Here is a 15,779-nt window from a genome sequence, read left to right on the forward strand (position 1 = left end):
CTATGGAGCATAATTTAGCAGTAGGGTTAGACATAGGAACCACAAAGATTGTGGCGATGATTGGTCGTAAAAATGAGTACGGCAAGGTCGAAATTTTAGGTATTGGTAAATCTAAAAGTTTAGGCGTACACCGTGGGGTTGTAAATAATATTACACAAACCATTCAGTCCATTCAACAAGCAGTTCAAGAAGCTGAAGCAGCAGCAGAAATGAAAATAGATGAAGTTACTGTTGGTATAGCAGGACAGCATATAAGAAGTTTGCAACATAGTGATTATATAACACGTTCAAATTCTGAAACGGTTATTGATGATGATGATATTGACAGACTAATTAATCAAGTTCATAAATTAGTGATGCTTCCTGGTGAGGAAATTATTCATGTGTTACCTCAAGAGTATAAAATTGATGGTCAGGCTGAAATAAAAGAGCCTATAGGCATGTATGGCGGTCGTTTAGAAGCTAATTTTCATGTTGTTGTTGGTCAAGTATCCTCTATTCGGAATATTGGACGCTGTGTGCAAAGTTCAGGTTTAAACTTAGAAGGCATCACATTAGAACCTTTAGCATCAGCAAATGCGGTTTTAAGTCAAGAAGAAAAAGAAGCAGGTGTAGCTCTAATTGATATAGGAGGAGGGACAACTGATTTAGCTATTTTCAGAGATGGTATCATCCGTCATACAGCAGTTATTCCTTTTGGAGGAAATGTAATTACTGAGGATATTAAAGAAGGATGTTCGATAATTGAAAAGCAAGCAGAATTATTAAAAATAAAATTCGGTTCTGCATGGCCAGGAGAAAATAAGGATAATGAGATTGTTTCTATTCCTGGTTTAAGAGGAAGAGAACCTAAAGAAATCACTTTAAAAAACCTGTCTAAAATCATTCATGCACGCGTTGTTGAAATTGTTGAGCAAGTGTATGTTGAGATTAAAAATTACGGACACGAAGAACAAAAGAAAAAATTAATTGCAGGTATTGTTTTAACAGGTGGGGGAAGCCAATTAAAACATTTAAAGCAATTGGTAGAATATATTACTGGAATGGATACCAGAATAGGGTATCCAAACGAACATTTGGCTGGCGATAGTGATGATGATATCACTAGCCCTTTATTTGCAACAGCAGTTGGTTTGGTACTAGACGGTTTAAAGCGTCAAGAACGAAAAAAAATAGAACAACAAGAAGAGCAAATTGTTGATGATATTGAAACAGCTGTAGAAGAAGAAACAAAAGAAAAACCTATCAAAGAAAGACGCTCATTCCTTGATAAGTTGACAGAGCGCGTTAAAGATTTTTTAGATAACGCAGAGTAATTAAAACCATTGAATTAAAATATAAAGTATAAAATCCCCAGAAAAACAGAATTTTATGAGCAGCAAAAAAGAATTCGAAACAAGTATTTCATTTGATTTACCTAAAAATCAATCAAATGTGATTAAAGTCATAGGTGTTGGTGGCGGTGGTAGTAATGCCATTAATCACATGTTCCAACAAGGTATTAAAGGTGTCGATTTTTACATCTGTAATACAGATGCACAAGCACTTCAAAATAGTGGTGTGCCAAACAAAATCCAGTTAGGGTTAAACCTAACAGAAGGGCTAGGTGCTGGAGCAAACCCTGATATTGGAGAGCAATCTGCAGTTGAAAGTTTTGATGATATTTCTCAAATGCTAGATACCAATACTAAAATGGTGTTTATTACCGCTGGGATGGGTGGTGGAACAGGAACAGGTGCTGCTCCTATAATCGCTAAAATGGCTAAAGATTTAGATATTTTAACGGTTGGTATTGTAACCATGCCTTTTCAGTTTGAAGGTAGAATGCGTATTGAGCAATCTCAAAAAGGAATTGAAAAATTAAGAAATGTAGTTGATTCATTAATCGTAATAAATAATAATAAACTTCGTGAAGTTTATGGAAATCTTGGTTTTAAAGCAGGTTTTTCAAAAGCTGATGAAGTATTATCTACCGCTGCTCGTGGTATAGCCGAAGTTATTACACATCACTACACGCAAAATATTGATTTACGTGATGCTAAAACCGTATTAAGTAATAGTGGTACTGCTATTATGGGTTCAGCTTTGGCTTCGGGTCAAAATCGTGCACAAGATGCTATACGTAAGGCTCTAGATTCTCCATTATTAAATGATAATAAAATTACTGGTGCTAAAAACGTACTGTTGCTAATCGTTTCTGGTTCTCAAGAAATAACTATTGATGAAATAGGAGAAATTAATGATCATATTCAAAATGAAGCAGGTCATGGAGCAAATATCATTATGGGTGTTGGGGAAGATGAAAGTTTAGAAGAGTCAATAGCGGTTACAATAATTGCTACAGGCTTTGATATTGAACAACAAGATGAAATCTCTAATACCGAAACTAAAAAAGTGGTTCATTCTTTAAGTGAGGAACAAGATTTAGATTCAAAAGAAAAGGAGCCAGTAATTATTGCGCCTATTATTGAATTAGAAGAGAAAAAAGAAACTCCAGTTGTTCGTCATACTTTAGATTTAGGTTCTGAAGAGGATGAATCTATTATTTTTTCTAAAAAAGAAGAACCTAAAGTAATTGAAGAAGAAGTCGATTTAATACCAACTTCAGAGATTATAAAAAATATTAATGTTGTCTATGACGAAATAAATGCCAATATTCCTAATCTTGAAGAAGATGAAGATTTTATAATCAAGCCGGTAACTAGAATGGCGGCTGATGTTGAAAATATTAATGATGTTGAATTAATTTCAGACTATATCGAAGAAGAACAACAAATCACCCTAACTTTCGATTTGCCATTATCTACACCAAGTGAAGAGGTAGATGAAATGAATGAAGATATTATTTCTTACGATTTATCTGATGATGTTAAAGATATTGCTGTAAATGATTATGTTGAGCTAATAACGGTTAATGAAACTAATGAAGATGGCGATATTCGTTATGCCTTGGATGATTATGTTGAAGTAGAATCATCCATGAACAAAGCTCAGCCTGTATCAAATGAAATTTTGGAAGAGGTTGATGAAGATGTGGTTTTTGAAAAGAAAGTTGTTGTAGAGCCTTCTTTTGATGAAAATGAGACTGAAGAGATTGATCCAATGAATAGTCCTATTTCAGAATTATTAAAAGAACGAGCTGAGGAGCGTAGGCGAAAAATGAAAGACTTCAATTATAAGTTTAATAATGCTAAAATTGATGACATAGAAAAAGAACCTGCTTATAAAAGGCAAGGTGTAGATTTAAATGAAATAAAGCATTCATCTGAGACTGATATGTCAAGAACAAGTATTGGTTTTGATGACAATGATGATATCCAATTAAGAAGTAATAATTCATTTCTGCATGATAATGTAGATTGAGTTACGCGAATTTAACCTAGTGTGTTATTTAATGACCTGAAAAGTTCCCTCAACTTTTCGGGTTTTTTATTCATTATAATTTTGTTATTTTCTCAAAGGAGGGCATCTTTTTTTCTATCTTCGCAGTAGTAAATATTGAAAAACTATGGGTTTACAACAAGAGGTAATGTCAGCTTTAAAAGAAGCGATGAAGTCTAAAGATCAAACGGCATTAACAGCATTGCGTGCTGTAAAGTCGGCTATTTTATTAGCACAGACAGAAAGTGGAGCAAAAGAAGATTTAACAGAAGAACAAGAACTTAAAATACTTCAAAAATTAGTTAAACAACGTAGGGATAGTGCTGCTATTTATTTAGATCAAGATAGAAAGGATTTAGCATTGCTAGAAATTGACGAAGCTGAGGTTATAAGTCAGTTTTTGCCTGAAGCATTAACCGATGAAGAAATTGAAAAAGTGGTAATTGCAATCATAGATCAAGTAGGTGCAGTTGGCATGAAGGATATGGGTAAAGTTATGGGGATAGTAAGTAAAGAACTTGCAGGACAAGCTGATGGTAAAACCATTTCTAATATTGTTAAAGCAAAATTAGCATAATTTTTTTTTGTTTAAAACATAAAAAGGCCCCGTGGCGCAACTGAATAGCGCATCAGATTTCGGCTCTGAGGGTTGGGGGTTTGAATCCCTCCGGGGTCACGAATAAAAAGAAAAATGCTCTGTCAAACCAAGCTTGCTTGATTTTGTGAAGAGCATTTTCTTATTTCAAGGAGGAGTCTTTCGGGATATGTAATTCTTACATGCAGTTATTCATCAATAACCTAAAATAGTCCTCGAAATTTCTTTTTAAGTTTTCCTGTTTTCAAAACAGAGATTTTCTAGTATTGTAGCTAAATTATAGATAAAATTTTTCTTTTAAGTATAAGGTTTTTGTTGTAAAAGTGTTTTTTAACTATCAGAATTTAAACTAAAAACTATTTTTAAGGCATTTAAATTCTTTTCTGATTTAATCTATTTAGTTGTTTTTGAGGCTTATAGATGTGTGATTTGGTGGCGGGTTGCTTAATTCTTATTAAAGTATGCTTGATAATTTCTAAATATTCTTTCTTTAAGAAGTTAATTTTATAATTGAAATAACAACATAGTTATAAATCACAATTTATAGCTAAAATTAAATTAACTAAAATTTTTAAATTATGAGAAAAAAATTACTATTATCATTTTTGTTTTTAACAAGTATTTATGGAGCTAACTCTCAAAGCTTCTCAAATCTTGTTTTTGATAGTACTGTTGCTCCAACAGCTACAACTGTCAGTATTACTTTTGATTTCAGTGGTGTTTCTGCTGGTGACGTATTTGAATGGCAGCTTTTTTTAGCCCAAGGGGATGGTTCTCCTGATTGGGGTTCAGGTAGAAATATTGCTTATGAGGGTAATATAGTACCAAATGCTGTTGGTTCAGGTACACAAACAGTTACTGCCAATGTATATGGAGACCCAGTGGATGGAGAAGTTTTTACTTGGACAGGTAAGATTACTCTAGCATCTGATGGTTCTGATACAGGGTATAACAATACAGGTAATTTGGTTACAATTTCTAGTGTTGCTGGTTTAGACGATATTAATTCAAATGGAAGAGTTATGTATCCTAACCCTGTTAGTGATGAAATTTATGTTATCACATCAAAATTGAACGCCAAATCTGCAGATATATTTGATTTAACAGGTAGAAAAGTACTTAGTTTTAAAGGCCAATCAGAAATGAAGGTCTTAAATGTTTCAAGTCTGACTAATGGAATTTATATTTTGGTAACTGATACTAAAAAACAATTTAGATTTGTAAAAAAATAACTTAATTTTAGAGTAGTTTGTTTAATAATGCATAATAGTTTTAACTATTATGCATTATTTTTATAAAATAATCTTTGGATTTAAAGTTATGTTGGTGATTCAAGTTTTATTTTTGGTCATACTGTCTTTATAAAAATTAGATTTGATATGGCTATCAATTTTTTTTAAAAAAAAGTAATATTTATGAGGTATTTGAATCTATATATAAGTTTCTGTTTCTTGTGTTTTTGCTTGTATTCTCGAAGTCAAAATAAAGAGTTTGATTTTGTTAATGTAAATGAAGGAGAATCAAAAGTAGCAGTTACTACTATAATCCAAGATGATAAGGGGTTTATATGGTTTGGTACAGCTGGAGTTGGTGTAAATCGTTTTGATGGTATAAATTATAAAAACTATAAACATTCTTTAACTGACAGTATATCTTTAAGTAATAATAATGTGTATTGCTCAGTTTTAGACAAGAAAAACAGATTATGGTTTGGTACAGAAGAAGGCTTAAATTTATACAACAGAGATTTAGATCAGTTTATAAGAGTTTCTTTATATGATTCAGAAAATACTGAAGAGCAAGTTTTTTCTATTAGAAGCTTATGTACGGATGAAGATAATAATTTATTTATAGGAACTCTTGGTAATGGAGTTTATATGATGAGTTTAGATACTTTCAAAGTAAATAAAATTGATTTAGCTAAAGGCATTAAAAACGCATCCTTAAAGGTATTTGATTTAAAATGTAATGCTGAAGGTAAAGTTTTTGCGGGAACTAACTCGGGTTTGTTAGAATATGATGTTAACAATAAAGAATTTAGGTATACTAGTATTAATAGTAAAAAACGAGTTATTCAGAATGCAATTTATTCTCTCCTAATTGATTATAACGACATTTGGATTGGAACGGAATCTAACGGTTTAATAATTTTGAAAGATAGAGGTGCGGGCATAGACGGCTACAGATTAACTACTTCTAAAATTACAAATCAGCGTATTTTTTCAATAGTTAAACTACCTGATGGAAGTATATTATGTGGTAGCGAAAATGATGGTTTGGTTCATGTAGATGCTCAAGGAAAATTGCTTAAAAGGTATTTATATAATAAGAAAGACGAAAATAGTTTGTTATCGAATTCAATATGGTCCTTATTCAAAGATAAAGATAACAGAATATGGCTAGGCTATTATAATAGTGGAGTAAGTATATATGATGATTTATATGATAAATTTAATCATATGAGAAGTGAAAGAAATAATAAAAAATCCTTGTCAAGCCCCTCGGTTACTGGGCTACTTACAGATAAAAATAAAGATTTATGGATATGTATGGATGGAGGGGGAGTAGATATTTACAATACCAAAAAACAAAGTTACACTCATATTAATACAGATAATAAAGGGGCGTATTTTGGTTTAACAAGTGATTATTTAGAATGTATTTTTTTAGATAGCAAAAATAATATTTGGTTGGGTAGTTGGAATGATGGTGTATTTATGCTGCCAAATGGTTCAAATGAATTTGTAAATTATAATATTGAAAATACCAAAGGAAACCTAGCTTCTAATAGTATTTTGAGTATTACTGAAGATGCTGATGGTATTATTTGGATAGGTGCTTTTTACAAAGGATTACATTCATATAACCCAAAAACTAAGGCAATAACTAGGCATGAGAGTGAGCCTTTCTTGGAGAATAGTTTAACAGAAGTTGATGTTAGAAAAGTATTGGTAGACTCTAGACACAATGTATGGGTAGGTACAACACAAGGGTTGTTTAAAATTATTAAAGATGCAGAAAACGAACTGCATGTGATGTCTTATAGAAATAAAATGTCTGGAGCTTTTAAAAACGATATTGCATCTAACCATGTATTAACACTATATGAATCTTCGGACAATCAAACAATATGGATTGGAACAAGAGGCGCGGGACTTTGTAAATTTAATACCATTGAAGAAACCTTTACTTGGTTTAACAAGCAAAATGGATTTAATGGGGAAAACATTATTGGGTTAGTTGAAAGCGAAGATGGAGATTTGTGGATAAGTAGTAATTCTGGTTTATATAAATATGATACAGAAAAGCTACAGTTTACTAATTACACCCAAAATGATGGTTTGCTATCAAACGATTTTAATTTTAATGCAGCATTTCGAGATGGGGGTGGCTATTTATACTTTGGTAATTATCAAGGTGTAGATTATTTTAATCCAAATAATATTAGTACCAATACAACTTTACCACAAGTTCATTTAACAGATTTTAAATTATTTAATAAAAAGGTGGTTCCTAATAAGGATAAAAGCCCATTGAATAAAGTTATATCAGAAACCAAGGAAATTTTATTAACACATAAGCAATCTGTTTTTACAATTGAGTTTACAGCAATTAACTATACAAGACCAGAAAAAAACCAATTTGCATATTATCTCGAAGGATTAGAAAATTCTTGGAACTTTGTTGGGAATACTAGAAACGCCACTTATACAAATTTAGATTATGGCACCTATGTATTTAAGGTAAAGGCAGCCAATAATGATGGTTTATGGAATGATACTCCAAACGAGTTAACCATAACTATACTACCACCGTGGTGGAGAACAAATGTGGCTTTATTTGGTTACATTGTTTTGTTTTTAATAGCCTTATATCTTTTAAATAGAATAGCTCAAGATAGAATTAAAGAGAAGCAACAATTAAGTTACGAGAGAGAAACAAGAAGGCAAAAAGAAGACTTAAATGAAAAAAAGTTTCAATTTTTCACGAATATATCTCATGAATTTAGAACGCCTCTTACTTTAATAATGAATCCTTTAGAAGATATTCTAAGTAATAAAACACTAAGTATTCCTGAAATAGTAAGAACAAAATTGAATACAGTTCATAAAAACACAAATAGACTTCATAGACTAATAACAGAACTTTTAGATTTCAGAAAATTAGAACTGGATAAAGTAAGAGTAAAAGCTACAAATATAAACTTAGTTAGTTTTATACAAGATATTATAAGTCATTTTAAGGAAGAGTCCCTATTAAAAAACATAATACTGTCTGTAGATGCTGTCAATCCTAATGTTCCTGTATGGGTAGATAAAAGCATGATAGAAAAAATAGTTTTCAATTTACTTTCAAATGCTATTAAAGTTACTCCAGATGGAGGTGTTATAAATGTAAGTATTAATATACCAAAAGATAAAATGGTATTACCCTTAATAAATGATTTGAATCCTGTTGAGGTTATTGAAATTACTATTTCAGATTCTGGCCCTGGTATTGATGAAGCTCAAATTGAGAAAATATTTGACAGATTTTACCAAGTAGAAAATTTAAATAGAACATACTATGGAGGAACAGGAATTGGTCTAGAGGTTGTTAAAAGTTTTGTTCACTTACATAAAGGAAATATTGAAGTATCAAGTAAGCTAGGAAAAGGTACAAGTTTTAAGATACAATTGCCAGCTGGGAAATCTCATTTTGAAGACAAGGAGCTATTTGAAAATATTTCAGAGCTTAAAATAAAAGAAGAGGCTTTTGTTAGGGAGCATATTTATAAAGATAGTAAAAAGTCAAGTATTACAGATTTAGAAGATGAACCAAAGGCACAGCCAAGTACATTGTTAATAGTTGAAGACAATATAGAACTTCAAAATTATTTAAAAAATGAGCTTAAAAACGAATATGTAATTCATACAGCTGATAATGGAGTTCAAGGTGTTGAAATAGCAACTAAAATTTTGCCAGATGTTATAATTACAGATGTAATTATGCCAGAAATGGATGGATTTGAATTTTGTAAAAGGATAAAAAGCGATATTAAAACTAGTCATATTCCGTTACTTATGCTTACTGCTAAAGCTAGAATAGATAATAGAATGGAAGGTATTGAGCTTGGTGCCGATGCTTATATGGTTAAACCTTTTAATCTTAGGCTTTTAAAATTAAGGTTGTCACAATTAATAACAAGCAGAAGATTAATATTTAATAAATATTTTAGTGTTATAAGCGAACTTCCTGAAGATGTTAAAACAACATCAATAGATAAGGAATTTATTGAGAAAGTACTTAACTATATAAACGAGAATATAAGTGACCCAGATTTAAGTGTTGAAGTTTTGGCCTCTCAATTACATTTAAGTAAAAGTCAGTTTTACAGAAAAATTAAAGCGTTAACTAATCAAACTGCAAATGAGTTTTTACGAAATATTAGACTTCAAAAAGCAAAACAAATACTAGAATTAGGAAGTGCTAATGTTGGTGAGGTATGCTATAAGGTAGGATTTTCTTCTCATTCGTATTTTACAAAATGCTTCAAAAATTATTATGGTATTTTGCCAACAAAGATAGAGGTTAATAAATAATACTTTTCCATTGTTTTCTGCTACCTCAATTTTATTTTTTCACTTTCTTTTCTTCATCTTTTAGGCCTTAACAATTTTGTTTAAAAGCATAATTATTAAGGCGCTAAAAGTGTTTCTTGTTCAGGAATGAATGTGGCTATTATTTAGTCAAAATAAAATATAAATAGTTAGTAGTTAATGGATGTATAGCTTTAAGGTTAAAATGATTATTTATACTCCTTAATAATTGGAAACAATTAAGCGTTTGCTGTAACTAACAGCCTTAAAAGGCTTATGTTAAGTTTATGCTTTAAATGTTTTAATCAATGCTGTATAAGTTTTAAACAAAAAGAGGTTCGTTTTCTTAGATTTGACATATTAATGAGGTAAAATAAATATGAAGTTTAAATTAAAATTTTTAGGTTTTTATTCTGTAATGATTCTTGCTCTTTTGTCGTGTAAAACAGAAGAAAAAAGTTATAAAAATAATTTTGAAAACCCTGAATTGGCAATTAATGAACGTGTTGAAAATTTAATTAGTCAAATGACCCTAAAAGAGAAAGTTTCTCAAATGCGTTATGATGCCCCAGCTATAGATAGACTGGGTATTCCAGAGTACAATTGGTGGAATGAATGCTTACATGGGGTGGCGCGTGCTGGCGAAGCTACTGTATTTCCTCAAGGAATAGGTATGGGGGCTACTTGGAACGCGCCTTTAATTTTTGAAATGGGAGAAGTGGTTTCTGATGAAGCACGAGCAAAACATCATAAAGCTGCGACAGAAGGAAAAAGAGGTATTTATCAAGGCTTAAATTTTTGGACACCAAATATCAATATTTTTCGAGACCCAAGATGGGGAAGAGGACAAGAAACTTATGGTGAAGACCCTTATTTAACCAGTAGAATTGGAGTTAATTATATTAAAGGTTTGCAGGGTGATGATGAAAAGTATTTTAAAGTTATTGCAACAGCAAAACATTTTGCAGTGCATAGTGGTCCAGAAAAATCTAGACATGAAGATAATTATCAAACCTCTAATAAGGATTTATATGAAACCTATTTACCAGCGTTTGAAGCCGCGGTAAAAGAAGCTAAAGTGCACTCTGTAATGTGTGCTTATAATAGATATAGAGATGAAGCTTGTTGTGGTAGTAACTTGCTTTTAAATAAAATACTAAGAGATGATTGGGGTTTTGGTGGCTATGTAGTTTCAGATTGTTGGGCAATTAATGATTTTTGGGAGCCTAACAAACATAATTTAGTTGAAACACCAGAAGAAGCAGCTGCTTTAGCTGTAGACAGAGGTACAGACTTAAATTGCGGAAGTGTTTATGATCCTAATTTAACTGAAGCTGTTTTAAAAGAACTTATTGATGAAGATAAGATTGATTTGGCTTTATCCCGATTATTTAAAGCCCGTTTTAAATTAGGAATGTTTGATCCAAATGATAGAGTTAAGTGGTCAAAAATCCCATACAACGTTGTAACAAGTAAAAAACATTATGCATTGTCTGAGCGAATAGCTAAAGAATCCATGGTATTGTTGAAAAATGATAATAATACATTACCATTAGATAAAAACATAAAATCAATAGCTGTTATTGGTCCAAATGCAAATTCAAAACAAGCTTTACTAGGAAATTATCATGGTACACCTAAAAATAATTTCACACCACTTTTAGCAATTCAAAACAAGTTGCCAAATGCAACAGTAAATTATGCATTAGGAAGTGATATAGCTGTAGGTTGGCCAATGTTAACTTCTATTCCATCTAAGGTTCTTAAAAATGGAAATCAGCAAGGTTTAAAAGGAGATTACTATGAGAATATAAACTGGAAAGGAGAACCTGAGTTTTCCAGGAATGATAAAGAGGTAGATTTTACATGGGTAACAAATCGGCCTTTGGAGAATCTTGATAAAGATGTTTTTTCTGTCAAATGGACAGGAGAATTAATTCCAGAAGAAAGTGGTACATATAGAATTGGATTAAGAGCTAGTAGCGGCGGTAAGTTTATTTTTAACGACTCACTACGTTTTGAATTTAGTGATGATCATGAGCCAAAAACTAAATATTTTGATGTGAAATTGATTAAAGGCAAGTCAAACACTGTAGAGATTCAATACTATAATTATCATGCAGATCCTCAAGCACAGTTAGTATGGGCAAAAACAGATAACGATTTAATGACGCCAGCAATTGAAGCAGCAAAAAAATCAGAAGTTATAGTATTATGTCTTGGACTTTCACCTTCAATCGAAGGTGAAGAAATGCCTGTTCTACTAGAAGGTTTTGATAAAGGAGATCGTTCAGAAATTACTTTGCCTAAAACTCAAATTGAGCTAATGAAAAAAGTACAGGCATTAGGTAAACCTACTGTTTTAGTTTTATTAAATGGTAGTGCTTTAGCAGTTAATTGGGCTGCCGATAATGTGCCAGCGATTTTAGAAGCATGGTATCCCGGAGAATTTGGTGGTAATGCTATAGCAGATATTCTTTTTGGAGACTACAATCCTGCAGGAAGATTGCCTGTTACATTTTATAAGTCGGTTACTGATTTGCCAGATTTTAAGAACTATAACATGGAAAATAGAACATATAAGTACTTTAAAGGTAAGCCTTTGTTTCCTTTCGGTCATGGCTTAAGCTATACTAATTTCACTTATAAAAACCTTAATGTAAAAGAAATAATAGCTTTAAATGATAATATAGAAGTTGATGTTGAAGTTACTAACTCAGGAAAAATGGATGGTGACGAGGTTGTGCAGCTTTATTTAAGTCATAATGATGACGATGAGGCAATTAGATCGTTGGTTGGGTTTAAAAGAATACATATTAAATCAGGTGAAACCCAAAAAGTAACAATGACTATTACTCCAAAACAATACTCTAAAATAAACTTTGAAGGTAAAGCTAAAGCGGAAACAGGAAATGTAACGCTAACTATAGGAGGTAAGCAACCTAATTTTAAAGGAGTGGCAAATGCTAATTCTACTCAAATTATAAATAAAACTATAACATTAAAATAATAATTAAAAACAAATTTACACAAACTAATTTAATAACTAAAACTAAACTAATATGATGAAATTAAAACTTTTAGGTATGGCGCTGTTACTGCTATGCGTACAAAATGCCTTTTCGCAAACTAATAAAGTTTCTGGGGTAATTTCAGATGAGACTGGAGTTCCCTTACCTGGGGTAAATGTTCTTTTAAAAGGAACATCTAATGGAGCAACTACAGACTTTGATGGTAATTATAGTATTAAGAATGTAAGCTTAAATAGTATACTTGTGTTTACTTATTTAGGTCATGCAGAACAGGAAATAAAATTTACAGGTCAAAGCACTATAGATGTCCGTATGGTTGAAGTTGCTTCTGCATTAGATGAAGTTGTTGTAATTGGTTATGGTACATCTAAAAGAAAAGATTTAACTGGATCTATTTCATCTGTATCTGTTGATGAGCTTATAGATCAACCTTTTACATCTATAGATCAAGCCTTAATTGGTAAAGCAGCAGGTGTTACTGTTTCTCAAAATTCGGGTGCTCCAGGAGGGGGTATTTCTATTAAAATAAGGGGTATCACTTCTCTAAATGGTAGTGAGCCCTTATATGTAATAGATGGTACACCAATTTTTGCAAATAGAAATAATAGTTCTTTGGATTTAGGGACGGCTACAGGTGGTGGATCTGGACAAAATATGAATTCTGCTTTAGCTGGTTTAAACATGTCTGATATAGAATCCATAGATATATTAAAAGACGCATCTGCTACTGCTATTTATGGTGCAAATGGGTCTAATGGTGTGGTTTTAATAACTACCAAAAAAGGAAAGAGCGGAAAATCAGTCATAACTTTTGATAATTATACGGGTATTCAATCAATTGCAAAATATGCTGACATGATGGATTTACAGCAATATGCCCAGTATACAAATGATTTACTAAGATCAGATAATAGAGAGGTGCCTTTTCAGTTTCAAAATCCAAGTTTATTAGGTAAAGGTACTAACTGGCAAAAAGAAATTTTTAGAAACGCTATAGTTACAAATAATCAAATTGGAATTTCTGGAGAAAAAAATGGAACACGTTATTATACCTCTTTTGGTTATTTTAAACAAGATGGTATTATTATTAATACTGGTTTTGAAAGACTATCACTTCGATTAAATGTTGATGCAAAAGTAAATGATTGGCTTAAAATTGGTAATAATATATCTTTAAGTAACGCAAGACAACGCATTGTGAAAAACGATGATAGAGGAGGTATTGTGTCATCGGCTTTACGTTTAAGCCCACTAATACCGGTTAGAAATACTGATGGAAGTTTTGGGACACCAGGAGGAGGTGTAAATGGTGCAGCTAATAATTATGAAGCAGTAAATCCAGTTGCTTATTCAGAATTTGTGAACAATATAGATCAAAAATTTAAAATAAATGGGAACCTATTTGCAGAAATAAAGCTAGCAAAACCTTTAACTTTTAGAACCGAACTTGGGTATGATTTAAATGCAGGAAACGGTAGAATTTTTATTCCTACCTACGATAATATTGGTACTGCAGCAAATGAAGTTAATTCGTCAGTAAAGCAACAAGATCAAAGTTTTTACTGGAATTTTAAAAACTATTTAACGTACAACCAGTCTTTTAATAAACATAGTATTAATGCTATATTAGGTCATGAAAGTCAAAGCAGTAATTTTGAATTTTTAAGAGGATCTCGAAGAGGTTTTGATAGTAATGAATTTGACAATCTAACATTAGGTTTAAAAACCACGTCAGAGGTAGATAATCAAAGTTTTGATTGGGCAATGCAATCATTCATTGCTAGAGCTAATTATAATTACGATGACAGGTATTATTTAACAGCTTCTATAAGAGCTGATGCCTCTTCAAATTTTGGACCAAATAATAAATGGGGGTACTTTCCTTCAGTATCTGGTGCATGGACAATTTCAAATGAAAACTTTATGCAATCATCAGCTACCATAAACTATTTAAAATTACGTGCTGGTTATGGTGCAGTTGGAAATCAAAATATACCAAGTTTTTTATATCAAACACAATTGAATTCTGTCCCATCGTCTAGTGGACAATCATTTAATTACACAGTAAACGGAAACCCAGATATAAAATGGGAAACACTACAATCTACAAACATAGGTTTAGAAGTAGGTTTATTGGATGATGCTATACGATTAGATGTAGATGTATATCACAAAAAATCTGCCGATTTGTTAATACAACAACCAGAAGATGGTTCTACTTCAGGAAGGGTTTTACCGTTCATTAACGATGCTGAAATGGTTAATAAAGGTATTGACATTACGTTAAACACTAGGAATTTTCAAAAAGATAATTTTTCATGGAATTCTACTTTTATATTCTCTACATTCACCAATGAGCTAACTAAGTTTGCTGATGGCACAAAACCATTAACAGCCGACATTCCTCAATCAGAAGGAAATATACAATATAGTTTTGTGGAAGTAGGACAACCTTTGGGGCAAATTTATGGGTTTGTTACAGATGGCATTTTTAGAACTCAACAAGAAGTAGATCAAAGTGCTATTCAAGTAGCAGGAAAAACAAGCGTAGGTGATATTAAATTTAAAGATTTAGATGGCGATGGTGAAATTACCCTTGAAGATAGAACTACTTTAGGTTCTGCACTTCCAGATTTCACTTTTAGTATAAATAATAATTTTACTTATAAGGATTTTGATTTAAGTATCGTTATAAATGGATCTCAAGGGAACAAAATATACAACCAAAATAGATACTATACCGAAGCGTTGCGTTTCTTAGGAGAAAATCAATCTACAAATGCGGCAAATCATTTTGTTGTAAATTACTTAGCAGATGGCGTAACTTTAGATGATGAAGCTAATATTGCTCAAAACACAGATGTTCCTAGGATTGATATAGGAAATGGAAACGGAAACACACGTTTGTCAGATCGTTTTGTAGAAGATGGATCTTACATCAGAATTCAAAACATTACATTGGGGTATAATTTAAGTTCTGATGTTTTAAGTAAAACAAATTTCTTTACTAAAGCAAGAATATATGTGTCAGGACAAAATTTGTTTACATTTACCAACTATTCTGGTTTAGACCCAGAAATTGGAAGTAGAAATTCAGATATAAGGTTTGCAGGTTTGGATGTCGGAAGATACCCTGTTGCAAAAACAATAACATTAGGTGTTAACCTAGCATTTTAATAACATAAAAAATGA

Annotated in this window: 7 protein-coding genes and 1 tRNA gene; all 8 read left to right on the forward strand. The window is 31.6% G+C overall.

Going from position 1 to position 15,779, the window contains the following annotated elements:
- Nucleotides 1–2 precede the first annotated feature (2 nt).
- The 8 genes from ftsA to Q0870_RS08950 all read left to right on the forward strand — a co-directional run bounded on the left by ftsA (nucleotide 3) and on the right by Q0870_RS08950 (nucleotide 15,764).
- Nucleotides 3–1,316, forward strand: coding sequence for a cell division protein FtsA (gene ftsA / locus Q0870_RS08915; protein ID WP_298554722.1), 1,314 nt, complete (start codon nucleotides 3–5; stop codon nucleotides 1,314–1,316).
- 55 nt (nucleotides 1,317–1,371) lie between these two features.
- Nucleotides 1,372–3,363: a cell division protein FtsZ gene (gene ftsZ / locus Q0870_RS08920; RefSeq protein ID WP_298554725.1), complete on the forward strand. Its 1,992-nt coding sequence runs from the start codon at nucleotides 1,372–1,374 to the stop codon at nucleotides 3,361–3,363.
- 145 nt (nucleotides 3,364–3,508) lie between these two features.
- A complete protein-coding gene (locus Q0870_RS08925) occupies nucleotides 3,509–3,958 on the forward strand; it encodes a GatB/YqeY domain-containing protein (protein WP_298554728.1) in 450 nt (149 codons plus the stop codon).
- Between the two features lie 25 nt (nucleotides 3,959–3,983).
- Nucleotides 3,984–4,057 (forward strand) — tRNA-Arg (locus tag Q0870_RS08930).
- 497 nt (nucleotides 4,058–4,554) lie between these two features.
- Nucleotides 4,555–5,208: a T9SS type A sorting domain-containing protein gene (locus tag Q0870_RS08935; RefSeq protein WP_298554731.1), complete on the forward strand. Its 654-nt coding sequence runs from the start codon at nucleotides 4,555–4,557 to the stop codon at nucleotides 5,206–5,208.
- A 183-nt stretch (nucleotides 5,209–5,391) separates the two neighbouring features.
- On the forward strand, nucleotides 5,392–9,558 hold the full coding sequence (locus Q0870_RS08940) for a two-component regulator propeller domain-containing protein (protein ID WP_298554734.1): 4,167 nt from the start codon (nucleotides 5,392–5,394) through the stop codon (nucleotides 9,556–9,558).
- Between the two features lie 376 nt (nucleotides 9,559–9,934).
- Complete coding sequence (locus Q0870_RS08945; protein ID WP_298554736.1) at nucleotides 9,935–12,565, forward strand: glycoside hydrolase family 3 protein; 2,631 nt, start codon at nucleotides 9,935–9,937, stop codon at nucleotides 12,563–12,565.
- 52 nt (nucleotides 12,566–12,617) lie between these two features.
- Nucleotides 12,618–15,764, forward strand: coding sequence for a TonB-dependent receptor (locus Q0870_RS08950; RefSeq protein ID WP_298554740.1), 3,147 nt, complete (start codon nucleotides 12,618–12,620; stop codon nucleotides 15,762–15,764).
- The last annotated feature ends 15 nt before the right edge of the window (nucleotides 15,765–15,779 follow it).

Source organism: uncultured Algibacter sp., assembly GCF_947487575.1.
Classification (GTDB): Bacteria; Bacteroidota; Bacteroidia; order Flavobacteriales; family Flavobacteriaceae; genus Algibacter_B.